The organism is Micromonospora sp. NPDC047620 (assembly GCF_043205005.1).
Taxonomy (GTDB): domain Bacteria; phylum Actinomycetota; class Actinomycetes; order Mycobacteriales; family Micromonosporaceae; genus Micromonospora.
In genome coordinates this window covers 222,054-248,793 of record NZ_JBIDDG010000004.1, presented here as the reverse complement: position 1 = coordinate 248,793, position 26,740 = coordinate 222,054, and the positions used below count along the sequence as shown (strand labels likewise).

The following is a 26,740-nucleotide window of genomic DNA, read 5'->3' as shown; positions in this document are numbered from 1 at the left end:
CCAGAAGACCGACGGCGGGCGAGGACCGGGGCCGAAGGGCCGGCGCGGGAATGCCGGAACCGGGCACTGGCCTGCGGCGACGGCACTAGCGTTGGCGTGGGGTGGAGGGCAGGCACCGCCGTCCGGTAGCCGACCATGTCGATCATGGGGGTGTCCATGCACGGGCCGAAACGTGGTCCGGTCTGGGCGGCCCAGCTGTGGTTGCGCCAGCGGCGGCGTCGGTGGCGCACCCGACGGGAACGCCAGGCGGAACGGAACCGCCGCCGGCGCACGGACGAGCGCGGCGACCGCCGGATGAGCTGGCGGCATCACCGCGGGCTGCGGTGGGCGATCATCGCCATTGCCGGGGCGTTCCTGGCGTGGACCGCCCTCTCCCTGGTCCTGATGATCCTCGACACCGAGCCCGGCTTCCTCCGGGTGTCGGCGTGGTGCGCGGGCGAACCGCCGAGGTCGTACTACTGCGGCCAGGTGGAAGGCTTCGTCAAGCCCCCCATGGTCGCGGCGCTGGGCCTGGCGCTCTTCCTCTTCTGGCGGTACGTGCCGGTCCGTCGCTGGTACCGGCGCAACGTCCTGCGCAACAGCCGCATGCTGCTGCCCACCGCCGAACGGGACCTCGACCCGAGCAGCGTCGTCGGCCGCGACGAGCTGTGCGAACTGATGATGCAGCGGCTCCGCGACGAGACGACCCGGCGCCCACTGCTGCTGGTGGGCGGCATCGGCACCGGAAAGACGGCCACCCTGGCACGCCTCGCGGAGATGCTGATGGCCACCGACGTCGTGCCGATCGGGATCGACCTGCGGACGGTCACCGATCCGGAGAAGCTGAACTTCCACCAGCTCGCCCTCGAACAGTTCCAACGCACCATCGACACCCAGCTCCACGCCGCCGGCGAGGCGGACCGGATGTGGCGGCGGCTCTGGCTGGACAACCGCATCGTGGTGCTCGCCGACGGCCTGGAGGAGGTCCTCGCCGACGCCACCCAGCCCGCCGACCGGGACAGCGTGCTCCGGGAGGCCGTCCGGGGCGCGGTCCGCGAGCGCCTCCCCCTGGTGGTCGCGTCGCGGCCCGACGATCCGCTGCGCGGCCTGGACGCGCTGCTGCTGCAACTGGAACCGCTCTCCCAGGGCGCCGCCCTCGAGTACGTGCGGGCCCACAGCCGCCGCTCGGACACCGGGCACCGGTGGGACCGCATCACCGGGCTGGTCAAGGCCGCCGACGTCGCCGACTCACCGTTCTACCTGCGGGTCATCGGCCAGCTGCACGAGGTCGACCGCCTCGACCGGGTCGAGCCGGCAGGCCCCGGCAGGTCGGCGCTGCGCTGGAGCCTGCTGGAGGAGTGGTGTGACGCCACCGTCGCCGGCGACCTGTACGAGGACTACGGCATGCCGCAGACCGAACGGTCCGACGCGATCGAGGTGCTCTCCGCCCTCGCCTGCATCGGGCTGCGCAACAACCGGCTGTCGGTGCGTACGACGGAACTCACCGGCGGCGACGCCGCGACCGACGCCGGCCAGTCGTGGATCCTGACCGAGCTGCGCGCCCGGCTGCACAAGCTCAGCGCCGACAACCCGCAGGACATCGGGCTCGCCGAGACCACCGGGGACGCGCTGAACATCGTGGTGAAGCGGCAGGACGGGGTGCGTTTCCAGCACGGGGTGATCCAGGCGTACCTCGGCTCGCGCTTTCTCACCGCCGCCATGCGCGACGACGACTTCCTCGCGCACGCCTTCACCCGCAACCACGGCCCCGGGCGGGAACTGCTGTCCGCCCTCACCCTGCACACCCGCAGCGCGGGCGCGTTCGAACGACTGGACGGGCGGCGCAGCCACCCCTTCCGGCGGGCCGACCTGACCCGTCTCGCCGACACCGCCCGGCGGACGGTCGGCCTGCCCACCAGCGGCCGGGACGAAAAGGCCACCCGGCACCGGTCGATCGCGCTCGTACACCGGCTAAGTGACGAGGCCGCCGCGACGCGCAACCGCACCCGGGCACTGGAGATGTTCGCGGTCGCCCTGGAGATGGACGCCGCCACCGGGCACACCGCGCACCGGCAACTGGCCGACGCCATCCGCCACGCCTGGCCCCGCTACCAGGGGGACGGGTCGGTCACCGACCGCCCCCTCGAAGACGCCAAGATCGCCCTCGTGCACCGGTACGGCGACGCCGCCCGGCAACTCGCGGACCGGCCACCCGAACCCACCGGCCTCCGGTCGCGGCAGCCCACGCCGCAGTACCGGCAGTTGTTCCAGATGATGGCCGACGAGACGTCGTACCTCCCCCGGCTCGCCGCGGCCCGCGAGATCGCCAGCGGCGGCAACACGGCCGTCCGCGCGCTACGCGACCTGCTCGACGAGCCGCCGCAAACGGCCGACCCCACAGGCCGGGAACGCCTGGAGGAGCTGCGCACCTGGATCGCGCCGTCGCTGTTCCTCTACGCCGACAGCGCGCACGACCCCGGCGAACCAGACTGGCAGCACGTCGCCCGGGAGACCCTGCGCCGCTGGGTGCACCGCCTGGCCACCGACGCCTCCGACGGGGCCCGCGTCTACGAGCTCACCCTCGCCCAGGGGTTCCGGCTCGCCGCCAACTGCCGCACGTACCCGGCGCACCGCAGCCTGCTCGTCGAGGAGGCCGAGAAGGCGCTGCGGCACTCCCGGTTCTGGTACTCCCACCTGGTGCTCATCCAGGCACTCACCCTGCTGGCCCTGCCCCGCGACCCCGGCGAGACACTGCACGAACGGGGCCACGGCTCGGACCCGCGCGGGCTGGTCGCCTTCTGGACCTCGATCGCGGGCGGCGGGCACCGCGCCCCGCAGCCCGGCAGCGGTACGGCCCACCCGCTCGTCCTCGAGGTGGCGGACCTGTGCGTCGACGCGCTCATCGACCGCCACCCCGAGCGCCACTGCTGGGTGGACGAGCGGGAGATCGTCGGCCGGGTGGGGGCGGTCAGCCCACAGCCGGGCATCCGCCGGCTCCAGGATTCCTGGCTGCCGCCCTCGCACGGCTGGGCCGTCCTGGAACCGCGGGCCCAACGGCTGCTGGCCGACGTGATGCTGCTGCTCAACCTCGCCGACCGGGGCCGGGACAACGACGAGCGGGCGCGCCGGCTCAGCCGGGCCAGCCGCGCCGACCTGCCCCCGTGCCTCACCATCGACCGCACCGCCATGCGGGTCACCCTCAGCCGCCGCCAGGCCCACGACGTCCAACCCGGCTCCACCTGCATCGACGACTGCCCGTTCCGGCTGTGCCCGCTGCCGCCGAAGGGCGACGAGCTGCCGTACCAGATGGACGAGGCGTTCTGCGCCCACCAGATCGACCTCGTGGGGCGCTGGTTCCGCTCGCCGGGGCGGGCGGACTGGCAGGCGGTCAACCGGGACGACCTGCGGAGCTTCTGGCGCGAGATGTCCGAACGGATGGCCCCCGCCTGGCGAAAATGAGCAGAGGCGCGGCAGGCGCAGGTGGCCATGAACTCCGGGTGGCGTACCGAGCTGCGGTCAAACGCGCGAACGGGCGCTGGCCTGACTCGCCTTACGCGCCTCGATCTCTTCCATCGTGGTGGCCTGGTACCGGCGTCGGCCCGGACGCGCCTCGGGCACTGCGAACAGCGCCTCGAACGGAGCCGCGTGCTCCGCGCAGCGGTCGGTTTCGGCGGTCCGGCCATCCGACACGACCCCGTACGTCTTGGCCTCACGCTGCCTGTCCTGACACACGTCACACACGGTGATGGTGACTTTCACAACCGTTCCTGTTCATGTCGCCGATGCTGCACCGCAGCCTACTGACAGTGGAGCATTTCATCGCGATAGCCCTGGTCAGGGGCGGGGAAGGACATGTCGTCACAGGACTGTCTGGTTTCTGGTGACCCTCGGGTGCATCCGGTGGAGAACGACCTGGCAGACTGGTGAGCCCGGCTCACCAATCCGTCCGGAAGCAAGGGGAGCGCGATGGAGAGGCACGAGATCGAGGCGTTCCTCGTCCTCGCCGAAGAGCTGCACTTTCGCCGCGCGGCGGAGCGTCTCGGCCTGTCGCAAGGGCGCACGAGCCAGATCGTCAAGAAACTCGAACGCCGGTTCGGCACCCCGCTGTTCGAGCGCACCAGCCGACGGGTCAGCCTGACCCCGGTGGGGCGGCGGTTGCGCGACGGGATCGAGCCGGCATGGCGCCAGATCGAGCGGGAGATCGCGGAGGCCGTGGCGGCGGGACGCGGGACGACGGGGGCCCTGCGGCTGGGATTCATGGGTCCGGCTACCGCGGAGGTGCTGAACCGGGTCATCGATGCCTTCCATGTCCGCCACCCCGAGTGCGCGGCCCAGATCCTGCTCGAGACCGAGATCGACGACCATCTCGCGCCCCTGCGGAACGACACCGTCGACGTCCTGGCCGCACTGTTGCCCGTCAACGAGCCGGACCTCACGGTCGGCCCAGTGCTCGTGCGTGAACCGTGGGTGCTGACGGTGTCCGCCCGGCATCCGCTGGCCCGACGTGCCTCGGCATCGCTCGACGAGCTGGCCGGTCAGACGGTGCTCACGGTCGAGAACGCACCGGACTACTGGATCGACCAGCACCTTCCGCCCCGGACCGCCACCGGAGAACCGGTGGTCCGCGGCCCGTCGGCGGCCACGTTTCAGGCGGCCCTCGCCCTCATCGCCGCCGGACGGGGCATCCTCCCGGTCACGGCGCAGGTCGCCCGCTTCTACGCGCGGCCCGACATCGCGTACGTGCCGATCACCGACGCGCGTGACGCGGAGTTCGCGCTGGTCTGGAAGTCCTCGCGGGAGAGCGCCCGGATCCGCGCCTTCGCCGAGGTCGCCGCCGGGATCGGCACTCGCGTCACCTCAGCACGGACCGCGTCGTCATGCGGCGGCAGTACCACCACAAGGCGAGACTGACCACGGCCACACCGGCGGCCCACAACGCGGTGAACGCCCCCAGGGCCTCCCAGCGGTCCCTGAAGGCCAGAGTGATCCCCATGAGAAGGATCTGAGTCAGGCCGGCGATCAGGGCGAAGACTCCACCGAGGTGGAACAGCGGCGCCGCCACACCGTGTGTGAAAAGTATGAATTCTCGAACGATGTCACCGGCCGCCGGTCGGGTGGTCGGTGCAGAGACATGCTGCCTGACCAGCGGCCCGCCAGGATTGGTGAGCCTGGCTCACCGCCGGTGTCGCAGATCGTCATTGGTCCGGTCCTTGCGGCCGGACATTCTTTGTCCGCACCGCCTCATCCGATTTCGACAGAGAGGTAGAAGGACATGCAGGAGCGCTTCCTCACCCCCTTGACCACGGACAACGCCGCCCTTCTGCTGGTGGACCACCAGATCGCGCTGTTCACCGGAGTCCGCGACATCACCGTTGACGAGCTGAAGCACAACGTCGTCGGTCTGGCCAAGGCCGCGCTGCGCCTGGAGTTGCCGGTCGTCGTCACCACCACCGCGGCCGACAGCATGTGGGGTCCGCTCATTCCGGAGCTGCGGGCCGTGCTGCCCGCCGGGCTCGACGTGATCGACCGCAGCTCGGTGAACGCCTGGGAGGACGAGCGTGTCCGCGCGGCCGTCGAGGCGACCGGGCGTAACAAGGTCATCGTCGCGGGGATCTCGCTCGAGGTGTGCGCTGCCTTCGCCGCGATCTCCGCGACGGCGGCAGGGTACGACGCGTATGTCGCCGTCGACGCCTGCGGAACGTTCTCGCAGGCCAAGAGGGAGGCCGGCCTGCTGCGGCTGCAGCAAGCGGGTGTGATCCCGAGCGACTACGCCACGCTCATGGTGGAAGTGCTGGCCGACAACGCGCATCCCAAGGCCGGCGACGTCTACGGCGACCTCGACATGCCCTTCGCCACGCTTGTCGGACAGCTTTCGGCCGCCTACGGCCGCTGAAGCCGTGCGGACCGGACGCACAGACTGAGAAAGCCACGAGATGACCGGCGTAGTTCTACTCCACGCGTTCGAATCCAGTCAGCGCGTTTGGCAGCCGCAGCGCGGTGCGCTCGGCGAGCGGCACCGGGTGCCGAGCCCCGATCTTCCGGGCCACGGCGCCGCTGCGGGACCGTTCTCGCTGGAGCGGGCCGTCGAGTCGGTCCTCGATGCGTGCGGGGCGAGGACGAGCCAGTCCATCTCGTGGCCATCTCGGGCTCGGTGAGCGTGGCGCTGCTCGCGGCGCTCATCGAGCCGAACCGGGCGGCAAGCATGGCACCGTGTCACCGTCAGGCGACCCAGGGACAGCGTCGCGGTCAGGCGGCGAAGCCGCGCCGGCCCTGGGACACGTCACCCGGCAGCGGCAGGTCCTCGACGTGCTGCCACTCCCGCCTCCCGACCGAGTTGCTCGTCGAGCCACCGGCCGACGTTCTTGTGCAGCGCCGACGAGCCCCGGTTGCCGGTCAGGTGCTGGCGCAGCCGGTCGCGCAGCGGCTGCTTCGTGGTGTTGCCGACATACACGATCTCGTCGCCGTCGAGGACCACGTGCACGCCGAGCGTCCGGGGTCCCTCGGCGGCCACCTCCCTGGTGTACGGCTGGGCAGGGCTGAAACCGGCGAGCAGGTCATCGGGAGGGCTGTCGGCCATCCCCGGACGCTACCGGCCACCGTGCCGCCCCGCCGTCCTCCGAAACGTCGGCCGCTCATCGAGCGGCTTGCCGGGCCCGCGACCGCTCATCGGCGTGCTGGCCCTGCCAGGTGCGGAGCGCCTCCTTGATGCGGTGGTTCTCCGCGCGGGTGAGGTCTAGCTGGCGGGTGCGGTCGCGCAGCTCGTGGGCGAGGCGGTGCAGCAGGGCGTCGACCTCGTCGACCCGGTAGCCGCGCCGGCAGAGCGACGTGCGCGGCAACGCGACGCCGAGGATCCGGTCCGGCGTCAGCGGGCCGGGCTGGGCATGCCGGCTGCGGTAGACGGCCATCAGGGCACCATCTCCGACGGCAGGTGGATGCGGTTGGCGGGCACCCCGACGGCGAGCAGCCGCAGCCGTGCGCCGGCGAGCATCGGCGGCGGGCCGCAGACGTACACGTCGTGGTCGGGACGATGGTGGTCGAGGGCGATGGTGAGGGCGTCGCCCTGCTCGGCCGGCTCGGCGCAGAGGTCGTGGCTGAAGGCGGGCACGACGGTCAGCCAGTCGTGGGCACGCTGGAGCCGGTCGAGGGTGATCGCGTCGTAGAGGTCGGTGAAGCTGCGGACGCCGACGACGAGGGTCACCCGCCGGCCCTCGGGCGCGGCGGCGACCTGCTCGATCAGGGCGCGCAGCGGCGCCAGGCCGGTGCCACCGGCGACGAGCAGCAGGTCTCTCCGCAGGGGCAGGTCCAGGGACAGGCCGGCGTCGCGCGGTGGGCCGAGCCAGAGCGGCTCACCGGGGCGTACGTCGTGGACGAGGCTGTGGGAGACGGTGCCGGCGGCGAGGGCGCGGACGTGCAGCTCGACGGTGCCGTCGGGGCGCGGGGCGTTGGCCGGGGAGAGCCATCGCCAGCAGCCGGGCCGGCGCGGCGTGCAGACCGGAACCGCCTGGCCGGGCCGGTGGGGCAGGCGACGCCAGGGGCGTACGGTCAGGATCGCGACGGTGTCGCACGGCCGGTCGTGGTCGATCACCTCGGCGGGCCACCACGCCGGGCCGTCGCCGGCGCGGGCGGCGGCGTCGCGCACGGCCTCGGCGGCGCGGCGGCCGGCACGCTCCCAGGCGTCGGCGAGCGGCGGCGTCCACAGTGGGCGAGCCTGCCGGGCGACAGCGGCCAGCAGCGCCTCGCCGATGGCGGCCTCGTGCGGCAGCAGGTCGTGTCGGCGGTACGCGCGGCCGAGCACCGTCAGCAGCGCCGCCCGTCCGGCGGGGTCGTCGCCGCCGCTGGTCAGGCGGCCGAGCGCGGCGAAGAGCAGCGGCGCGTCCCGTTCGGGGAGCAGCCCGGGGCGGCCGTCCTCCAGCGTGCACCAGAAGTCGTCGGCGCCCTTGTCGACGGCCGCCTCCCACGCGGCGGTGAGGTTCACGCGCCCACCTCGCCACCGAAGACCCGCCGGGCACGGGAGACCTGGTCGTCCGGCAGGTCCAGCGCCCACAGGACGCCGGCCAGGTAGTCCATGATCCGCCGGTGCTGCGCCTCCGACAGGCCGAGCCCGCGCCACGGGTCCAGGGTCGGCTGGCCTTCGAGGGCTGCGGCGAGGCTCGCCGCCAGGTGCGCGCCGAGCCGGTCCAGGTCGACCCCGATGAGGTACGGCCACAGCTCGGCGTCCGCCACCACCAGCCGCAGCCACTGGCCGACCGCCTCCTGAACGGTCATGCCCAGCCACCCTGCTCGGCCTGGGCTTCGGTGAGGCCGGCGGCTTCCAGGGTGGCCCGGCCCCAGCGGGCGAGGCGGCAGGGGTACGGGACGCGTTCGCTGCGGCACAGCTCGCCCTCCGGCCAGCTCTCCGGCACATGGGTGCGCACGGCCCGTACGGCGATGGCGACGTCCTCGTCGGTGACGGGGGTGAGGATCGGGAAGTCGTCGAGCAGGGTGGGCATGCCGGCTCCGAACGTGTAAGGAGGGTGCCCTTGTTAACGGATCCGGTAGAGGAAGGGCCCCCTGTTAACGGGTGGAGTGGCGCCGGGGCGGGCGGGAGCGGAGCTGCGTCGTTCGGGTCGACGCAGTTCCGGAGCCAGCACCCGCCCCGGGCCATGCGCTTCAGCTTTGTTGCCCGGCTGATCAGGGACTACAGCGTTCGGGGGGCCGAAGTGACGCATAAGTGAGGCATGCGCGTACCCGCTCTATCGACCGACTGTTACTACAGTGGCGGCATACGGAGGGAGAACCGTTGTGGCCCTGAAGCGACACCGGCTGTGCCAGCGACGGAAGGCGCTCGGTTTCAGTCAGGAGCGACTGGCCGAAACGCTCGGTGTGGAGAGGTCGACCGTCGTCCGCTGGGAAAGCGCCGAGACAGACCCACAGCCATGGCATCGGAGCCGGATTGCTTCGGCACTGCGAATTACCCTCGAACAGCTCGACGAGATGCTCGTCGACGTGTCAGTGGCAAACTGCCGAGGAAAGATGATGGGAGAGGATATCCGCAGTCCCGCATCGGCAGCGGCCCGTTCAGAGCTCCTCACCGGCCTACGTGCGTTCCTCGCCAGCTACATACCTGGCCGGTCGGCTGAGCCGCTACGGTCCCCCGTGGAGGTGCGTCGGAGCGTGGGTCGGGTCCACAGCCTCTACCAGCGTGCAAGCTACAGCTCCACGGCTCGACTGCTGCCGGATGTGCTCAGCCGGGCCACCGACCTGGCGGGGCAGGCGTCCGGGGCCCAGCGCTCCAGCGCGTTCCGGGTGCTGGCTGCTGCCTACATCGCGGCCTCGAAGCTCGCGGTCAAGGTGGGAGACGGCGACACCGCATTGTTGGCGGCCGACCGGGCATCGACGTCCGCAGGACTCGCTGGCGATCGCGCTTTGGCGGCAGTCGCCGCTTACCAGGCGGCTTGCGGGCTCCTGCGCCTGCCAGGGAGGAGAGACGAAGCCGAGCAGGTCGTGCGGACCAGCATCACGCAACTCGCTCCCGACACGCGGACTGCCGCCCCTGACCTTCTCTCCGCGCACGGCGCACTGCTGCTCCTGGCTGCCCTGACTGCCGCCGGCCGTGGTAAGCCGAAGGAGGCGGCACGAGACCTCGCCGGAGCCGATGAGCTGGCCGAGAAGCTCGGGGCGGACCGCAACTGCTTGTGGACGGGTTTCGGCCCCACCAACGTCGCCATCCACACCGTCTCGGCGGCGGTTCGTGCTGGCAACGTAGGCCATGCTGTCGAAGTCGGAGTCCGGCTCGACACCTCACACCTACCAACGGTGCTTGTCGGCCGGCGGGCTCAGGTGCATGTCGACCTGGCCGCAGCAGCGATGATGGGGTCGCCGGACAAATCCGCCGCTGTGCTCCACCTGCTCGAAGCCGAGCGGGTAGCCGCAGAGGTGGTACACACCAACATCCAGGCCCGCGAGCTCCTGCTCGACCTGCTGTCCAAGGAGCGGCGGGCTGCTACGCCAGGGCTCCGACCGCTGGCTGCGCGGGCAGGGCTACTGGTATGAGCACGTATCCGGTATTGGCCCTCGTTGTCTGTGCCGCCCCGCCGGCGCTGCGGATCGGTGAACTCATCGACCTGCTGACGGATGAAGGCTGGACTGTCTGCGTGACCGCTACGCCGACCGCAGCAACCTGGATCGATCGGGACGCCATAGTTCGACAAACTGGATACCCGGTTCGGGTTGAGTGGCGACTACCCGGCGAACCCGAGCCTCACCCCGTGGCTGACGTGACTGTCGTCGCGCCAGCCACGTTCAACGTCATAAACAAATGGGCACTCGGCATCAACGACACTCTTGCTCTCGGCATTCTCAACCAAGCACTCGGTGCCCGCTTGCCCGTCTACGCCTTTCCAAACGTCAAGGCAGAACTCGCCGCGCATCCGGCCTATGAGGCAAGCCTGCGGCAGCTTGATGCCGCTGGCGTCTCCATCACTCACTTGGCTCCCGACTTGGACTGGTGCCTAGTCATCAGCAGGACCAACGAAGCGCTCGGTCCTCGATGATCCCCAAGCGCGCGAACCATGATGGCAACGCTGGAGGCCGACCGACACGACGTCCGGGCGACGGCCGTCCAAACAACTTCCTAACACGCTGATCCGTCGATATCTGCAGCCCAACTACCTTCACCTTCTCTATTTCTACCTCCTCCCATCCTGGTCACAACAGGCAACTGCTATGCTCGACGACTAGAGATCAACAACCGGCGGCCGTATCCCGCCTATCCGACACTTTGACTCGGTCGAGTCCTCTCGGCACGGCACTCCAACGATCGCTTACATAGGGCGAGAGCCTGAGTCGTGGACTCTAATCCATAGAATTTCTCTTTCGCAGGTAGACGACCAGACACTTGAGCTACGGGTACGCCGCGACCCGCAATCCATGGTGGACTCGGGGTGCTCGTCGGTTGCTCGTTTGTTTATGTGCAAGCTTGCCTGCAACCTGCATGACAAGCGGAGCGCGGTACGGGTTGATCCCGATGCTCTGTCATGGAAAATCCTGACCAAGCTACGCTGCTGCCCCGCCGCGCCACCCCGATCGTGCCGGCCATCCTCGTCCTTCAATCCACCGAATACGCCCGATACCCACGATAAATGACTCATTCACAGACCGACTGCGCCTGCGCTCAGCCGGGTTGCGTCACCCTTCCGTGCCGGATCGCTCGGCGATAGTGGCCCGTACCAGCTTCGCTGCCTCCTCGGTGGCCGTATGCTCCCAGAGCCGGACCACCTGCCAGCCGGACTCGCGAAGCGCCTGGTCAACCGCGCTGTCGCGCCCTTGATTCCGGGCAATTTTTTGATGCCAGTAGCCGCTTGGATCGCTTGGCATGCGCCCATGCTCGGGGCATCCGTGCCAGAAACAACCGTCGACGAACACGGCCACGCGTGTCCGGGTGAAGACGACGTCCGGACGGACGGTCCGGCCCGGGACTCTCACCTTCAGATTCACGCGATAGCGCAGGCCGGCTGCGAACAGCGCCCGCCGCAGCGCGAGCTCTGGCTTGGTTCCGCTGCTGCGGTTGGCCTTCATCGTCTTGGTGGCCGACGACGGCGGTGGGGTGGGCGGCAGCGGCACCGGAAGGCTAGCCTTCGTCGGTCGTCTCGGGGGTGAGGACGGGGATTAGGTAGTGCTGTCCGATCCACCGCACAACATCGACCACGACCGCGTCGCCGAAGCCGAACAGCTGCTGATTAGGGGTGCCCGCTACCAATTTGTAATTGCCGGCACCCATGAGCCGCGCGTACTCCTTAGGTGTCATCCAGCGCACCCGGGGCTCGCGACGCATGCCGACCTCGACGAGCGCCTGCTTGCTGGAGCCTCCGCCGGTCGTACGCAGGCATCCCGCGATGGCGTCGCGACGCAGCTCCCACATGGAGACGCCCTGCCGGGTACGGCGGTAGGCGGACCGGTAGGAAATGGTGTTCCCGTCGCGCAGCGCCTCGAATCGGACGCGTTGTCCATGGCTGAGCGAGCCGACAAAGGCCTCCACCCGCTTAGCATCCCACCACGCGCTCGCCGGCACGTCATGGTCTATCACCCCGCTGAGGTCCTTGGGGCCCTCTGGGAGCGGCGGCAGATCCAGGTAGTGCATGTCGTAGGTGCTGCTATGCCGCTCGTGCAGGGCGGTCACCCAGGTCGGGCGCACGTCGCTAGGGGCCGGGACGCCGACGTGGGAGTTCTTCGGCAGCTTGTCCTTGGAAATGCCGACGATGAACATGCGCGGCCGCGACTGCGGGACGAAATGCATGGCGTCGATCGCGAGCACGTCGAGGGAATAGCCCAGCTGGGAAAGCTTCTCGAAGGCGCGTTCGATATCTTTGCCACCGTGGCTGGTGGCGAATCCGCGCACGTTCTCCAGAAGCACGACCGACGGGCGCCGTGACATACCTTCTAAGATCCGCGCGAACTCGAAGAACATCCCCGACTGGGCACCGGCCAGGCCAAGCCGATTGCCCGCCAGCGACAGGTCGATGCAAGGAAAGCTGCTTGTTGCCAGATCTATTCCGGGTGGCAGGTCCGTCGCTTCGACCTTGCGGATGTCAACAACCTTGAAGTGCGTGTCAGCGTCTGGGTAGTTCTCGCGGTAGGTGTTGAACTTGGCCTGCTTGATGTCGTTAGCCCAGACGACCTGGACGCCCAGCGGCTCGAGGGCGGTTCGCACCAGCCCGATGCCGGCGAAGAACTCCGCCGCCCGGATGGCGGTACCTTCCACGCGTCCTCCTCGGTCGATCGTCGCTGGGCAGCCTATAGGGGCGCGCGGTTGACGATGCGCGACACCCCGGTGGGAGGTTCGATCATCCGTTCTACCGAGCCAGACGTCTGGGCGGCGGAGGTGTCCACTCGAATCGGGTATTGATGATCAGCTCATGGTGCCGCCGACGATTCCCTGATGTCCGAATCGCGGCGAAATACCCCGTGATCTATTCTCCTGACGAGGGACCTGCCGAATGTCGCTACCATCCACAAAAACGGGCCTTCGCGAACCGTCATTGTTCGGAGCGTGGTCCTTCCCTTACACTTCGAGACCTGATTTCGCCCGACACGGAAGCGGCAGCTGGTCAGCACATGCAACCTCAGCCGGTAGATCGATGGAAGATCTACAGCGCCTTCAACCAAGCCATTGCGGACGTGTTCTTCACCCAGGACATGGCGGGACTCCCGGTCTACCTGGATTTCGACGAGGACGCCCTCGCTCGCATCGGGCATCGGCTGAAACTGCCCATTGACAAGGTGTGGGACTCCCTGGCGCGCTCGGTCATCGGTGTGCTGTCGCTGCGCACGCGCTACAGCGACATCTTCGGCCTGCCCCTGCAGCGCACCCGCGAATGGCTGCGCCAGTGGCAGCAGACCACACGCGGCGAGCGGATGGACCTGCCGGCCCCGCCTGTGTTGACCCTCCTGGCGGTCTTCAGCATGGCCGCGGAGCGCATGGGCAGCGACGTCACCATGGCGGCGAGCAACTACTTCGGCCCCCTGTCTCAGCTGCTGCGGCTGGAAGACCCCCAGCAGAAGGAGCGCCTGGCCACCCAGTACCGGCAGCACGTCGAGCTGTTCTGGAACGTGCTCGGGCTGTGGCTGACCGGCTTGGACGGCATGCTCGGGCTGCCCTCCGCGGTGGCCCTGTCGCACCGCTACGTCGGGTTGTCGATGTCGCAGGCCCTGGTCCGCGAGCACGACCGCAGCAAGCTGCCCCGGTTCTTCGCCACGTACGGCCTAGACCCCGGCCGAGAGGTGACGCCGCGCGAGATCGAGCCGTACCTCGACGACTGGATGAAGCGCACACCGCCGCCGATCAGCCGGAACCTGGCCACCCTCTGGGCCCGGCAGCCCGCCGCCCGCGAGCGGATCGCCAGCGTCGTCGCGCTCGAGCTGCAGACCTGGGACGGCAACGACCGGGACGCTGCGCCCCGATCGCAGGCCGCCGGTGCACGCGGCGGCGAAGCGCGGCTGGTCGCCCTCATCCGCTCCAACCTGCTCGGCCGCAATGTCGAGTTCAGCCTGGTGGTCAAGCTGCCCGGTCACGACGAGCCGCGGCGCCTGCAGGTCGCCAGCGCGGTTGGTGACCAGCAACCCGTCCTAAACTTCATGCCCGGCGTAAACGGCTGGCACCGCCTGCACCGCCCGGCGGACCTGGCCCAGACCTCCATCCTCGACGGCGTCCTGCGCCTGACCGACATCGACGGCGGAGCGCCCGTCGTGCGCCGTCCGCGCCAGGTGTTGCCGATGCGCAAGGACGAGGCGCTCGGGCAATTTCTCGAAGCCGAACGGCTGCAGCTCGCCGGCGACGGCATCGTCTTCGCCCTCGACGGGCTAGCCGATGAGGTTGACGACGTGCTCGCTAAGGTCGCCCGCCCCGGTTACCGACGAGTCCCGGGGGGCCAGGAAGGCGTGCCTCCGAGTTGGACATTGTTTGCCGACGTTCAGGTGCTGGGGCTGCTTCCGCCGGAAGCCCGCGCCAAGCTGCGTGACGACCTCAACGTGCTGCAGCCCTCGGTCTCGTCGCAACTCACCCTCGCCGAAGGGATGAAGCTGCCAGGACGGATGCGCAAGTACGCCGTCCAGGCGCCCCCGGAGCTGCGCGCCGTGGCCATGGCCGCCGAGCACATCAAGCTAGAGATCATCCGCAAGGACACCGGGGCGCTCGACGCCCTCGACGAGGCCACGCCGATCGCGCTCGACCAGATGGTCGCCGCCCGCGAGTCGGACGACGCTGCCCTCGTGTTCCCGCTCGCCGACGCAGACCTCCCCGAGGGCGACTACGAGGCCCTGCTCTTCGTCAACCGGTCGAAGGACGCCACCCAGCGGCTGCCCTTTTTCCTGCGCTCCGGCGACTACGTCGACCTAGCGCTGTGGGCGCGCGCGACCCGGCTCGCCTACCTGCCCGGGGCCCAGCACGGGCGGGGCGTGCTCAGCGCCGACGCGTACACCGAGGAGTCGGCGGGGGTGGTCGACGGCGTCATCGTCCTCGGCGAGGAGGCCGCTCCGCGCCGGCCGGCACCGCAGGTCGTCTGGTGGACGGAGCCGCGTCCGCAGGCCGGCGCGGCTCTGCCCGCGACGACGCTGACCGTGCCCGACCCGAACTCGTGCCTGGTCACCCCCGCGCACCACTGGGACCTGCCATACGCCGGGGACAAGGTGCTGGCCGTCGAGGGCACTTGCCGTCACTGCGGCCTGGTCAAGCGCTTCCTGAACACTCCGTGGGCGGCCGAAGCCAAGAAGAAGGCGCGCGACAAGCTCGAATCTTGCTACCACGTAGATGTCCACCGGGTCCCCCCCGTGCAGCCGAGCAAGCTGACCTGGGACATCGGCTTGGATGCGCTGATGCACGCCGGCGGCGGCGGATACTCGTCCTTCGAGCGAATCGCCCTGCAGATCGAGGGCTCGCTGCTGTTCGCCCACATCTTCGCCCGTACGCTGGAGTCCCTCGGCCACGTGCAGATCCGCCGCGACCCCAGGACCCTTGAGCCGCACGGCTGGGAGATCGCCCCGTCCGCGTTGGCCGAGCTCGTCGATGGCACGTACCTACTGGTCGGCTATTGGCCGGCCGGGTACGTCGCCGAGGCCGAGGACGCGATCGCCGGCACGCCGGGCCGCCTCGACGTGCAACCCGACCCGGAGGGCCCGAGCCGGCGGGTGCTGCGCGGGCTGACCGCCGAACGGGTCCACGAGCTGGCCGCCGAACTCGGGGTCACGGTCGCAGCCCGGCCGGCGACGGCGATCCTCGGCGCGACGCCCGGGCTCAGCGAGGTGCTGGCCGCGCTTCCTCGGGTGAACATGCCGGGGGCACGCACCCTACAGCAGTTCCATCTCGGCTCAGCCGCCTGGGTGACGCAGCCCCGGCCGGACGAGCCCGGCGCGTACGCGCTGGAGTCCTTCGGCAAGACGTACGTGTTCCGCGACGCTGAGGACGTCGCCGCCGGTACCGCACGCATCGGTGCCGCGAACCTGGTCAAGCACCTTGCCGCCCTGCAGGCCGGCCGCCCGCTGTTGGCCTACCGTGCCGAGGAACGTGCCCTCGACGTGCCGCTAGGCGCCGAGCTGCCGGGGCTGTACGGCCGGGCCGCGGTGCTTTGTAGCGGCCGCCCGCCCTATGGACTCGGCCCTCTGCGGGTGCTGCGCTATTCCGGCGTGCCCGCCGAGATCGCCGAGATGCTGACCGCCCTCCTCACCAGCTGAGCCACGGAACCGCACCGAGATGAGGACCGTCATGTCGCCACACGGCACCGACACGCCGAGGCCGCGTTTCCCGATGCCGACGCAGGTCTATCGGGAGCTGCAGGACGCGTACCTGCGATACTTCGACACAGCGTACTGGCTGCGCGACAAGCCGCTGCGCGATGAGCGTCGGCAGCTGCTGGAGGCACCTGGGCTGCTGTTCACGGACGTGCTGCTCGAACCGGTGGTCCCCTACGACGCCGATTACCCGCTGGCAGAGGCGGCGCAGCAGGCCGGCCTGGACCCGGCCGTGGCTCGCATCGTCGGCGAGGCGCTGTTCGGCGATTTCGTAGAACCGGGACGGCAGATGATGCTGCGCCGCCACCAGGCCGAGGCGCTTATCCGGTCGCTAAGCGCCGCTGATGGCGAGCCCCGCAACGTGGTCGTCACCTCTGGCACCGGCTCGGGTAAGACCGAGTCCTTCCTGCTGCCCGTGCTCGCCCGGCTGGTGCAGGAGGCGCTCACCTGGACCAAGCAGCCGGAGCCGGACCGCTGGTGGGAAGCCGCAGGAAACGTCTTGAACTGGCGACCGCTGCGCGCCCCGGAGACCCGGCCGGCGGCGCTGCGCACCGTCGTGCTTTACCCCACCAACGCGCTGGTCGAGGACCAGGTCTCCCGGCTGCGCCGCGCGCTGCGCCGGATCGCGGAGACCGGCGAGGTGCCGCCGCTGTGGTTCGGCCGCTATACCGGTGCCACCCCAGGATCCGGCGAGCTGCCCGGACCTAAGGACAAGGACAAGGTGCGCGAGGCCGCCGCCGAGATCAACAGCGCCGCTGAGGACTTCCTGCAGCTGGTCAAGGCGTCCGAGGACGACCCGGATCGCCGCGCCGTGGAGCAGATGCTCGCCCAGTTCGCCGATCCTCGGCAGGCGGAGATGACGACCCGCTGGGACATGGTTAAGTCGCCGCCCGACCTGATGGTCACCAACTACTCCATGCTGAACGCGATGCTGATGCGCGACATCGAACAGCCGATGTTCGGTTCCACCGCGGACTGGCTCGCCGCCGACGAGAACAATAGATTCACCATCGTCATCGACGAGATGCATTTGTACCGCGGCACGCAGGGCAGCGAAGTCGCGATGGTGGTCCGCAACCTGCTGTCGCGGCTGGGCCTGGACGCGGACTCCCCGCAGCTGCGCTGCCTGGCCACCAGCGCCTCGCTCACCGATGACGACAACGGCCGCGGTTACCTGGAGGAGTTTTTCGGCGTCGACCGGTCCAGCTTCTTCGTCACCGCCGGCACGCCCCGTATCATCCCCGACCGCAAGCCGCTGTCACGCGCCGCGTTCGAGGCGCACGCCAAGACCCTGCCCGCCCACGGGACTCACCGCGCGGCCGCGCTCAGCGCCCTGGCCGCCGAGCACCGGCTCTCCGAAGCCGTCGCCGCCGCGTGCCGCGCCGACGCCGGCGCGCCGATGCGCGCGAGCCGGCTGCCCGACATTGAGCGGCGCCTCTTCGACGAGCCGCCGGCCACCACCGATGGCGTCACAAGCGAGGCGTTCGACCTCGTGCTGGAAGCCGGAGCGGAAGCTTGGAGTGACTCGGCCACGATCCCGCTGCGCGCCCACATGTTTGTCCGCACGGCAAGCGGGCTGTGGGCCTGCGCCAACCGGGCCTGCACTGAGGTGCGGCCGGAGTACGCGTACGCGGATCGGAAGATTGGCCGGTTGTTTAGCCGGCCGGCCACGACATGCCCTTGCGGCGGGCGGGTTCTCGAGCTGCTCTACTGCTTTGACTGCGGCGAGGTCAGCCTCGGCGGCTACGTCATCGACCGCGTCGCCGACAGCGTCCCGCCGATGGTCGCCCTCGGCTCGCTGGCCGACAGAATCCCCTCGGACCAGACCCGCCCGGTCAACCGCCGCTCGCACGGCGAGTACATCTGGTACTGGCCAGAGCCGGAGAGGCCAGCCGAGGGCAAGCCGTGGAACCACAAGCTCGAGGGTCCGGGCACCATGGGACGCCAGATCAGCTTTTCGTTCGCCCAGGCGCGGCTGGACCCGACGTCGGGGCTGATCGTCGAGGACGCCCAGGAACCGACCGGTTACGTCCTGCGTGTCAGCCCGATGGGAGAGACCAGGGCCAAGGCACCCGCGCTGCCGGAGAAGTGTCCGCGCTGCGGTGCCCAGAACGTCAACAACGACTTGCAGAGGTTCTGGCGCGGCATCGTTCGGTCGCCGATCCGGGGACACCGCTCCGGGCAGTCGCAGTCGATCCAGCTCTACCTCGCTCAGCTGTTCCGCAGCATGGGCAAGACCGCCGCCGAGTCGCGCACCATCCTGTTCACCGACAGCCGCGACGACGCCGCCCGCACCGCGGCCGGCGTCGCTAAGAACCACCACCGCGACCTCGTGCGCCAGCTCATCCGGCACGAGCTGGAACAGCCCGAGGCCGACACGGTCGACGCCGTGCTGGGGATGCTCACCGGAGCGCCGACGCCGGAGGGGCAGGCGGCGTTCGTCACCATGCAGAGCGAACATCCCGAGCTGTTCCAGGCGCTGATGAAGAAGGCGGCGCTGGGCGTCGCCCCGCCCGAGACGGAGGCGCTGATTGGGGCGTACCGGGCGAGCAAGGCAACGGCTCAGCTGCCATGGTCGGTCGCGGCCACCCGGCTTGAGAAGGCCATGGTGCAGCGCGGCATCCACCCCGCCGGCCCCGGCACTTCGATGCAAAAGTGGCAGGGGGAGCCCTGGTACCGGGTGTACGACCCGCCGCAGCCGGGCCTTTGGACGCCCCTACACCCCGAGATCCAGATGAAGGGGTACGAGCGCTACCGGCGGGAGCTGGCCACAACGATGGCCGAGGCGGTGTTCGACCGCGCCGCCCGCGACCTGGAGTCCACCGGCCTAGTGGTGGTCGACCCGCGCAACCCGCGGCTGGACAACGCCGGCGTAGCCGAGGACTTCGCGCTGCAGATCCTTCGGTCGGTGATCAGGATCCTCGGCATTCAGGGCCGCTACGCCGGCAACAGGTATTTCTCGCCGGCGTTCGACATGCCGGCTTCGGTTAAGGGCTACCTAAAAGCGGTCGCCGGACGGCACGGGCTAGCCGGCTCGGGCATCCTGGAGACCTGGGTGACGCGCGAGATTGGCGGGCGGGTTGCCCCGGAGTGGGGACTGCGCGTCGACAGCGTGGAAGCGCCGTTCCTGCTGACCAAGGCCGGCGCGGAGGTCTGGGTCTGTCGCCGGTGCAGCTACCGACACCTGCACGCCTCGGCCGGGGTATGCGCCGCCCGCGGCTGCCACCACCCCGACCTTGAGCGGCGCGAAGCCGACCACCAGGAAGAGGACTATTACGCGTGGCTCGCCGAGCTTGAGCCGCGCCGGATGTCAGTCGCCGAGTTGACCGGCCAGACCAAGCCCCTTGCGGCACAGCGGCAGCGCCAACGCTGGTTTAAGGAGGCGCTGCTCAAGCCGCCGCTGGAGAATCCGCTGACGACGCCGCTGGACGTGCTCAGCGTTACCACCACTATGGAGGTCGGCGTCGACATTGGCTCGCTGCGCTCGACGGTCATGGCCAACGTGCCGCCGCAGCGGTTCAACTACCAGCAGCGCGTCGGCCGGGCCGGGCGTCAGGGACAGCCGTACTCGTACGCCCTCACTGTCGCCCGTTCCCGCACCCACGACGACTACTACTTCAACGCCACCGAGCGGATGACCGGCGACATCCCGCCGCAGCCGTTCCTCGACCTGGAACGGACCCGCATCGCCCGCCGCGTGGTGGCGGCCGAGCTGCTGCGCCGGGCCTTTGCATTGTGCCTGCCCAGGCCGGTGCGCACCCGCGAAAGCATCCACGGCATCTTCGGCGTCCGCGACCAGTGGGCCGACCCCTACCGGCCGCAGATCGAGTTGTGGCTCGACCAAGCGCCCGACGTGCCGGAGGTCATCGCCGCGTTGACCGTGCGCACCGGCGCGACGGTGGGGGAGCGCGCGGAGCTGGAACGCTGGGCTCGCCACGACCTCGTCACCGACATCGACACCGCCCTCGAAAACCCGTTCTACCAGCAGAACGAACTGAGCGAGGTGCTCGCTAACGCCGGCGTCCTGCCGATGTTCGGCTTCCCCACCCGCGTCCGCAACCTCTACAAGGGCTACCCGAAGGACAAACGCGACCTCACCGACCTGGTCGTGTCCGACAGGTCCCTGGACATGGCGGTGGCCAGCTTCGTGCCCGGCGCGGAGGTCGTCCGCGACGGCGAGATCCACACGGCCGTGGGCTTCGCCGCGTACGAGGTCAAGGGGCGGCGGGTGCTGCCCATCGACCCGCTTGGCAAGCCCATCGACATCACCAAGTGCCAGAACTGCGGCCGTACATCGGTCGGGGTGGACACCAGACCGTGCCCGGCCTGCCAGGGAGACGTCAACACGTTTGTAATGTTCCAGCCGCTCGGATTCCGCACCGACTACCACGCCCGCGACTACGACGTCGACGGCGAGACTGTGGCCGTCATGGGCTTCCCGGAGCTGAGCGTCGCCTCCAGCCCCCACCGTTCCGGGACGGTCGAGGGTCTGCGCGTCGACGTGTACGAGCTGGCCGACATCCTGCGCGTCAACGACAACCTGGGCCGGCTCTTCGCGATGGAGGAGGCGGCCGGCCGGTCAATCGTCGTCAATGACAGCTCCCTGTACGGCAACGACGTCAGATTGCCCAACAGCCAGGGGCACCGCATCGACGCCGCGATCGGCGAGGTCCGCAAGACCGACGTGCTGGTTGTGACCGCCGACCACCTGGACATCCCCAGCGGCGTCGTACCGACGGACCCTGCCGTGCTGCCCGCCGGCCTGCCGGCGATGTGGTCGTTCGCCGAGGTGCTGCGCCGCGGCGTGCAGGCCGAACTGGACATCGACCCGAACGAGCTGTCGGCGGGCCTGCACCCGGCCCGGATCGGCGACGACCAGGTGCACCGGGTGTTCCTGGCCGACACTCTCGAGAACGGTGCCGGGTACGCCACCCTGCTCGGCGACCCCCAATTCTTCGCCAAGGTGCTGGAAGGTGCCCTCGACGACCTGGGCGCGATGTGGCAGGGCCGGCACCACGCTATGGAGTGCACCGCATCATGCCCGGACTGCTTGCGCTCCTTCGACAACCAGCGAATCCACGGCGCTCTCGACTGGCGGCTGGCCCTGGACATGGCCGAGCTGGGGCTGGGTCGGCCGGTCAACTGGGAGCGCTGGCTGAGCCGCACCGGGCCGCTGGTCGCCGGCTTCATGAGCTCCTTCACGCCCGTGGGCATCAAGCACCACGAGGTCGAAGGAATCGCGGTGCTCGCCCACTCGGGCAGCGGCAAGGCCGTCATCCTGCGGCACCCGCTGTGGCGTCCCGAGCCGGAGCTGCGCACGCCGCGTCACGAGCGCGTGGCAATCTGGGTCACCGATGAGCTCGGCTACCGGATCGAGCAGGGCGACCTATTCGAACTGGACCGCAATCCGATGCGGATCGCCCAGCGGCTGCTGATGGACTGACCGGACCGCACACGAGGGGAGGGCTGGAGATAGTGTTGCCGGACGACGCTGCGCCATGTCGCCACGCGGGGGCACCCCCGCCGGATGTCGTGCACAAGGTGGACGACCTCATCCAGAAGCTCGTTACGGAGACCGACGTCCTGGCCCGGTACGGGTTGACCGCTGAGGAGTACCGCGATGCCCTGCCGGCGGCGATCGAAGCGGCACGCGGCAGAATGAGCGCGAGCAACGCCGGCCGCCGCCGGTTCCTGCTCGACATCCTAGAGGCGCTGCAGCAGGCAGGCCTGGTGGACAGCGTCACCAAGCCCCAGTACGGCGACGACACCGTGTACCGGCTCGCGGTCCCCGGGTTCGGCCACGTGGCGATCATCCAGAAGGGCTGCCCGGACGGGACGCACAGCAGCATCCGCTGGTCGGTGCCAGACTGGGCGCGGGAGACGTACCTCTGGTGGCTGTGCGACAGCATGAAGGCCGAGCCCGGCGAGCACGTCGCCAAGGGCATCCAGCGCATGCGCAGTCGCTTCCTCGACCCGGCCGACAGGACGGTGGACGGCGTGATCTTCCACAACCACCTCTGCGGCACGCCCAAGCGCCTCTGTCCGAAACAGGACCGAGCCGTGCAGATCGGCGCGCAACTGGTGCCGCCGCCCTGCGTCTACGTCACGCCTGACAGCGACATCCAGGCGACCGACCTGAACTGGGACGGCAGGCAGCAACGCGTCTTTCCCGGCATCCTGCTCAGCCTCTTCGGCATCGACGAGCAGGTCCTGCCGGCGTACGTCGGACACGTCGGATTCCAGCGCAAGCGCGGCGAAGTTCGCACCACCATATCGGCTAGATTCGGCGTCGGCCGTTCCACCACGTACAGGAGATGATTCGCTTGCCCAACCCGATGCTGGACCAGGACCGTGTGGCGATGCTGCAGGCCCGCAAGCCCGTCCGGCACGTGCTGGTTCCGGCCTGGCCACGCGAGCAGAAGGAGCTGCCGCAGGTCGAGGTCGAGGTCACATGGGTGTGCTTCTCCACGCTCAACCACCGCACCCAGGCTGAACAGCGCCGCGAGATCCACCTGGCCGGCCAACCAGACCTGTTCATCGCCGACCCGCTGGGCCCGGCCGCCCAGGACGCACAGTATCGCATCCTCACTGGCCAGGAGGGCTTTAAGGAGCTCAAGGAGGACCTGAGAGAGCGCGGCCAACAGGACCCAGCCATCATCACCGCCGAGGGCGTCCTGATCAACGGCAACCGACGCACCGCCGCCCTGCGCTCGCTATACCAGGACGACGACTGGCTCAAAGCGCGCTACGTCCAGTGTCTGGTCCTGCCGGACGACGCCCAGCCCGACGAGCTGGTCGACCTTGAGGCGGAGCTGCAGATCGCGCGCGACTTCAAGCAGGAGTACTCCTGGATCAACGAGGCGTTCCTCATCGAGGAGCTCTACGACCGCGAGGGCAAGGACTTCGGACGCGTCGCCCGTCGCATGCACAGCGACGTCGCAAAGGTGCGGGATCTGCACGAGAAGCTCCAGCAGGTGCACCAGCTGGTCGACCTGGCAAAGGGCGCGCGCCTGCACGTTGACTTCACCGACAACGAGTCGGCCTTCGCCGAGCTTGCCAGGCACATCCGGAACAAGCCGCCGGCCGAGGCCAACAGCGTGCGGTCGGCGTACTTCCTCGGCACCTTGGCCAACGTCGAGTACCGCAAGCTGCGGCACCTGCAACGCGCCGACGCGGCCGAGCTCATCCAGCGGGAGATCGAGCGCGACCCGGCGCTCAAGCCGGTGCTAGAAGCCGCTCAGTCTGCCCCGGTCCCCGCTCCCGGCGACGATTTGCTGGACGACCTGCTCGGCGAGGACCCGCCCGCGCAGCCGCTGAACGAGCTGTTGGGCCTGGTCGCCGCCCGGACACCTGATGAGAACCTGCCGCTCGGCGATGGCGATAAGGTCTCCGCTCGCCAGGTACTCAGCTCTCTGCGCAGCGCGATCACTGCCGTCGCCGACGAGGCCGCGGACGAGGCCGCGGACCAGTCGGCGGCCAAGGCACCACTGGTCCAGGCCGACAAGGCGATCAACGGCTTGAAGCGAATCCGTAACGATCTCCCGAAGGCCCGGGCCCAGGCCGAGTGGGACGAGCAGGCCTTCGCTCTCAAGATCGCCGAAATCGAGGGGCTGCTAGACGAGATCGAGGGCCGCCGGGCGTGATCGTCGCGGAGCTGTACCAGCGGGGCCGCCCGCTCGTCGTCGTCACACGCCAGGCCCCGGCCGTCGCCGGTGCCTGGGCCCGCCTGCAGGCCGCCATGTCCCGCGGCATCGTCGGCGGTTCTTTCGACCGCATGGACGTGCGCGTCGATGTGTTCCTCGCCGAGCTGTCGGCGCTGCGCGAGGTCCGGACGATCTTCCACGAGCAGCTCCAGCTCGGCTCGATGCTGCAGGAGCAGGTCCGCTCGCTCATCGGCGACCAGAAACGCCGCGAGGACGCTGTCGCCGGTGTCCGACCGACGACATCCGAAGCGCTAGCGGCCGAGCTCGCCGCCGCCGGCTTCCGCCGCGAGCTGCGCGGCTTCCAACTGGAAAACCTCGCGCTGATCCAGCAGCTGCCGCATGGCGCCGACTTCTCCGTGCCAGGTGCCGGCAAGACCACGGTTGCGCTGGCCAACCACACCCTGGCCCGCGCCCGTGGCGAGGTTGAGCAGCTCCTCGTCATCGCGCCCCTCGCCGCCTTCGAGGCATGGCGGGAGGACACCGCCGCCTGCTTCGAGCGCCCGCCGGCCATCACCGTCCACGCCGGTGTCGCGTCGATCGACAGCGATGTCGAGGTGCTGCTTACCAACTACAACCGCGTCGCCTCCGACTACGACCGCATCCGAGAGTACGTTGGCCGCCGCCCCACCCACGTCATCCTCGACGAAGCGCACCGGGTCAAACGCGGCGCGCAGGGCGTACACGGCCGAGCGGTGCTCGACCTCGCCTACGCCGCCCGACGCCGCGACATTCTGACCGGCACCCCCGCACCCCAGGGTGCCTTCGACCTGATCGCCCTCATGCGCTTCCTCTACCCCGGACAGGACCAGAAGATCCTGCCGGCCAGCGCCTACAACGAACGTGCGGGCCGCGACGATGACGTGCTGAGCGAGACCAGCAAAGCGATCCAGCGCTACTTCGTCCGCACACCCAAGTCGCGCCTCGGCCTGCCCGGCACCACCTTCGACGTCGTCACCCGGGCGATGAGCCCGATCCAGCAGGCCATTTACGACGCTCTGCTGGGCCGCTACCGCGGCGACTTTGAGCTGGACCGCCCGGCCCGCCGGCAGTTCGACCGTCTCGGCCGAGTCATCATGTACCTACTGGAGGCCGCGACCAATCCCATGCTGCTGGTCGCCGGCTCCGACGACGCCGACGAGCGCGGGTTCTTGCACCCGCCGCTTGCCCTGGACGGCAACGAGCCGCTCGCCGAGCTACTGACCCGCTACCGCGACTACGAGACGCCCTGGAAGTACGAGCACGTCAAGGCGATAGCCGAGCAGGCGCGCGACCGCGGGGAGAAAGTCATCGTCTGGTCCACCTTCGTGCGCAACATCCGGTCGCTCGCCACCTACCTGAACGGCTTCCAGCCAGCCATCGTGCACGGGGGAGTGCCGACGCAGGACAGCGCGCCGGCCGGGGCGCTGACCCGCGAGGCCGAGTTGGATCGCTTCCGACACGACCCGGAGTGTCATGTCCTGCTCGCCAACCCAGCTGCTTGCGGCGAGGGCGTCAGCTTGCACCACTGGTGCCACCATGCCATCTATCTCGACCGGACCTTCAACGCCGGCCACTTCCTGCAGAGCCAAGACCGCATCCACCGGCTCGGGCTCGGCAACGACGTGACAACCCGCTTCACGCTGCTGCTCAGCGAGGAGAGCATCGACGAGACCGTCAACGCCCGGCTGCGCGAGAAAATCATCGCGCTGTCCGCGCTGATGAACGACCGAGGTTTGGTGCGCGTCGCTCTTCCCGAGCCGGACGAGGGCACGGCCGAACAGCCGGCGGTGTCGGACGATATGCAGGCTGTCGTGTCACACATCAAGGCACGGCTCGATGCTGCCTAGGCGCGGCACGGCGTACGCGGTCCTGCTGCTCTGCCATGCCGCCCGCCTTGCGGCGCGCCGCGACGTCGTCGACTGGGTCCGCGCCGCGCGCGCCCACGGCGCCTTCGTCGCGGCCGCCACTGACCTGACCACCCCCGCCGAGCACCTGCTGGCCGCCGGGCTCGCCGAGCAGGCCGAGGCCATCGTGCTGGCACCCCCGCTGGCCGGGATCGCCGGCATCGCCGACGGCCCGACGCTGCGCCACATCGCCCGGGTGCTGCTGACCGCCGACCCGCCCGCCTGGCTACGTATCGCGGTGTCGCCCCAAGGTGTCGCCCGCCAGTACATCCCCACGGCCGATTTGCGCGCGCTGGAATGGCTCGACCCTGAGCTGGACGACATGCTCGTCGACGTGTGCCGCGCGGTGAGCCGCCCCCGCGACACCGAAGTCCGCAAACGCATCGGCGACGCCGCCGAGGCGGTGGTCCTGGCGGCGCTGCGAGCCGACGGCCGGCACCCGACCCATGTCGCGTCAATCTCCGACGCGTTCGGCTACGACATCGAGCTCGCCGGCCCTCCTAGGCTCCGCATTGAGGTCAAGGGGTGCAGCGCAAATAGCCGCGGCATCTTCCACCTGAGCCGCAACGAGTACGACAAGAGCCGGCTTTACGACGACGAATGGCTGCTGACCCAGGTTGTCTTCGCAAACAGCGCCTTCGTCGCGCCCTGCCTCGAGCCAGCGCACATAATCGGCATCTTCGAGGTCAGCGCCCGTGAGATTGCGTCGGCCGTACCGCCAGACACCACGGAGTTCGCCTGGACCGACTCGGCGGTGATCACCCCGCCGCCCGAAGCATGGCGGCCCGCACCGTACACCGTCGCCGACGTCATCCTGCCGGGCCTGCATGCTAACGCCGGGCAATTGCTTACGACAATGGCGTTGACGACGGGAGCGAACATGCCGACACGCAAGCCAGCGACAGCGGCTTGAGC

General features: G+C 69.5%; 19 protein-coding genes. 11 read left to right on the top strand and 8 right to left on the bottom strand.

Annotated features, from left to right (window positions below; translation table 11 throughout):
* Positions 1-144: 144 nt before the first annotated feature.
* Complete coding sequence (locus ACGF5C_RS06755; protein WP_393297417.1) at positions 145-3,438, top strand: NACHT domain-containing protein; 3,294 nt, start codon at positions 145-147, stop codon at positions 3,436-3,438.
* Between the two features lie 57 nt (positions 3,439-3,495).
* Here ACGF5C_RS06755 and ACGF5C_RS06750 read toward each other — a convergent pair whose 3' ends face one another.
* Positions 3,496-3,738: a hypothetical protein gene (locus ACGF5C_RS06750; RefSeq protein ID WP_393297414.1), complete on the bottom strand. Its 243-nt coding sequence runs from the start codon at positions 3,736-3,738 to the stop codon at positions 3,496-3,498.
* 207 nt (positions 3,739-3,945) lie between these two features.
* On the opposite strand from ACGF5C_RS06750, the gene ACGF5C_RS06745 reads away from it, so the two are divergent.
* Together ACGF5C_RS06745 and ACGF5C_RS06740 are read left to right on the top strand one after the other, a co-directional pair.
* Positions 3,946-4,890 carry a LysR family transcriptional regulator gene (locus ACGF5C_RS06745; RefSeq protein WP_393297411.1) on the top strand — a complete coding sequence of 315 codons (945 nt, stop codon included), beginning with the start codon at positions 3,946-3,948 and terminating at the stop codon, positions 4,888-4,890.
* 361 nt (positions 4,891-5,251) lie between these two features.
* Positions 5,252-5,872, top strand: coding sequence for an isochorismatase family protein (locus ACGF5C_RS06740; protein WP_393297408.1), 621 nt, complete (start codon positions 5,252-5,254; stop codon positions 5,870-5,872).
* Between the two features lie 387 nt (positions 5,873-6,259).
* Here the strand turns inward: ACGF5C_RS06740 and ACGF5C_RS06735 are convergent, their stop codons facing one another.
* The 5 genes from ACGF5C_RS06735 to ACGF5C_RS06715 are packed head-to-tail and all read right to left on the bottom strand — an operon-like array spanning position 6,260 to position 8,468.
* Positions 6,260-6,556, bottom strand: a complete 297-nt coding sequence (locus tag ACGF5C_RS06735) for a hypothetical protein (protein WP_393297405.1) — start codon at positions 6,554-6,556, stop codon at positions 6,260-6,262.
* Between the two features lie 55 nt (positions 6,557-6,611).
* The gene (locus ACGF5C_RS06730) at positions 6,612-6,884 is read right to left on the bottom strand and encodes a DivIVA domain-containing protein (RefSeq protein WP_393297402.1); all 273 of its coding nucleotides are present in this window, start codon (positions 6,882-6,884) and stop codon (positions 6,612-6,614) included.
* Positions 6,884-7,954, bottom strand: coding sequence for an FAD-binding oxidoreductase (locus tag ACGF5C_RS06725; RefSeq protein ID WP_393297399.1), 1,071 nt, complete (start codon positions 7,952-7,954; stop codon positions 6,884-6,886). Before ACGF5C_RS06725 ends, ACGF5C_RS06730 begins: the two co-directional genes overlap by 1 nt.
* Positions 7,951-8,244, bottom strand: a complete 294-nt coding sequence (locus tag ACGF5C_RS06720; protein WP_393297396.1) for a hypothetical protein — start codon at positions 8,242-8,244, stop codon at positions 7,951-7,953. Before ACGF5C_RS06720 ends, ACGF5C_RS06725 begins: the two co-directional genes overlap by 4 nt.
* Positions 8,241-8,468: a hypothetical protein gene (locus ACGF5C_RS06715; protein ID WP_393297393.1), complete on the bottom strand. Its 228-nt coding sequence runs from the start codon at positions 8,466-8,468 to the stop codon at positions 8,241-8,243. The genes ACGF5C_RS06720 and ACGF5C_RS06715 overlap by 4 nt, the downstream gene beginning before the upstream one ends.
* Before the next feature lie 292 nt (positions 8,469-8,760).
* Between ACGF5C_RS06715 and ACGF5C_RS06710 the strand changes: the two genes are divergently transcribed.
* Together ACGF5C_RS06710 and ACGF5C_RS06705 are read left to right on the top strand one after the other, a co-directional pair.
* Positions 8,761-10,011, top strand: a complete 1,251-nt coding sequence (locus ACGF5C_RS06710; protein WP_393297390.1) for a helix-turn-helix transcriptional regulator — start codon at positions 8,761-8,763, stop codon at positions 10,009-10,011.
* Positions 10,008-10,511 (top strand): flavoprotein, encoded by a 504-nt coding sequence (locus tag ACGF5C_RS06705; protein ID WP_393297387.1) that lies wholly within the window; start codon positions 10,008-10,010, stop codon positions 10,509-10,511. Before ACGF5C_RS06710 ends, ACGF5C_RS06705 begins: the two co-directional genes overlap by 4 nt.
* 634 nt (positions 10,512-11,145) lie before the next feature.
* Here ACGF5C_RS06705 and ACGF5C_RS06700 read toward each other — a convergent pair.
* Positions 11,146-11,580, bottom strand: a complete 435-nt coding sequence (locus ACGF5C_RS06700) for a very short patch repair endonuclease (RefSeq protein WP_393297384.1) — start codon at positions 11,578-11,580, stop codon at positions 11,146-11,148.
* 7 nt (positions 11,581-11,587) lie between these two features.
* Positions 11,588-12,718 (bottom strand): DNA cytosine methyltransferase, encoded by a 1,131-nt coding sequence (locus tag ACGF5C_RS06695; protein ID WP_393297381.1) that lies wholly within the window; start codon positions 12,716-12,718, stop codon positions 11,588-11,590.
* A gap of 143 nt (positions 12,719-12,861) precedes the next feature.
* On the opposite strand from ACGF5C_RS06695, the gene ACGF5C_RS06690 reads away from it, so the two are divergent.
* The 6 genes from ACGF5C_RS06690 (at position 12,862) to ACGF5C_RS06665 (ending at position 26,738) form a co-directional block, all read left to right on the top strand.
* Positions 12,862-16,182 (top strand): hypothetical protein, encoded by a 3,321-nt coding sequence (locus ACGF5C_RS06690; protein WP_393297378.1) that lies wholly within the window; start codon positions 12,862-12,864, stop codon positions 16,180-16,182.
* 73 nt (positions 16,183-16,255) lie between these two features.
* Positions 16,256-21,682 (top strand): DEAD/DEAH box helicase, encoded by a 5,427-nt coding sequence (locus ACGF5C_RS06685; RefSeq protein ID WP_393297375.1) that lies wholly within the window; start codon positions 16,256-16,258, stop codon positions 21,680-21,682.
* 98 nt (positions 21,683-21,780) lie between these two features.
* Positions 21,781-22,557 carry a hypothetical protein gene (locus ACGF5C_RS06680; RefSeq protein WP_393297372.1) on the top strand — a complete coding sequence of 259 codons (777 nt, stop codon included), beginning with the start codon at positions 21,781-21,783 and terminating at the stop codon, positions 22,555-22,557.
* A gap of 5 nt (positions 22,558-22,562) precedes the next feature.
* Positions 22,563-23,882, top strand: a complete 1,320-nt coding sequence (locus ACGF5C_RS06675; RefSeq protein ID WP_393297369.1) for a ParB N-terminal domain-containing protein — start codon at positions 22,563-22,565, stop codon at positions 23,880-23,882.
* Entirely contained in the window at positions 23,879-25,768 is a 1,890-nt protein-coding gene (locus ACGF5C_RS06670; RefSeq protein ID WP_393297366.1) for a DEAD/DEAH box helicase, read from the top strand. Before ACGF5C_RS06675 ends, ACGF5C_RS06670 begins: the two co-directional genes overlap by 4 nt.
* Positions 25,758-26,738 (top strand): protein NO VEIN domain-containing protein, encoded by a 981-nt coding sequence (locus ACGF5C_RS06665; protein WP_393297364.1) that lies wholly within the window; start codon positions 25,758-25,760, stop codon positions 26,736-26,738. Before ACGF5C_RS06670 ends, ACGF5C_RS06665 begins: the two co-directional genes overlap by 11 nt.
* Positions 26,739-26,740: the final 2 nt, after the last annotated feature.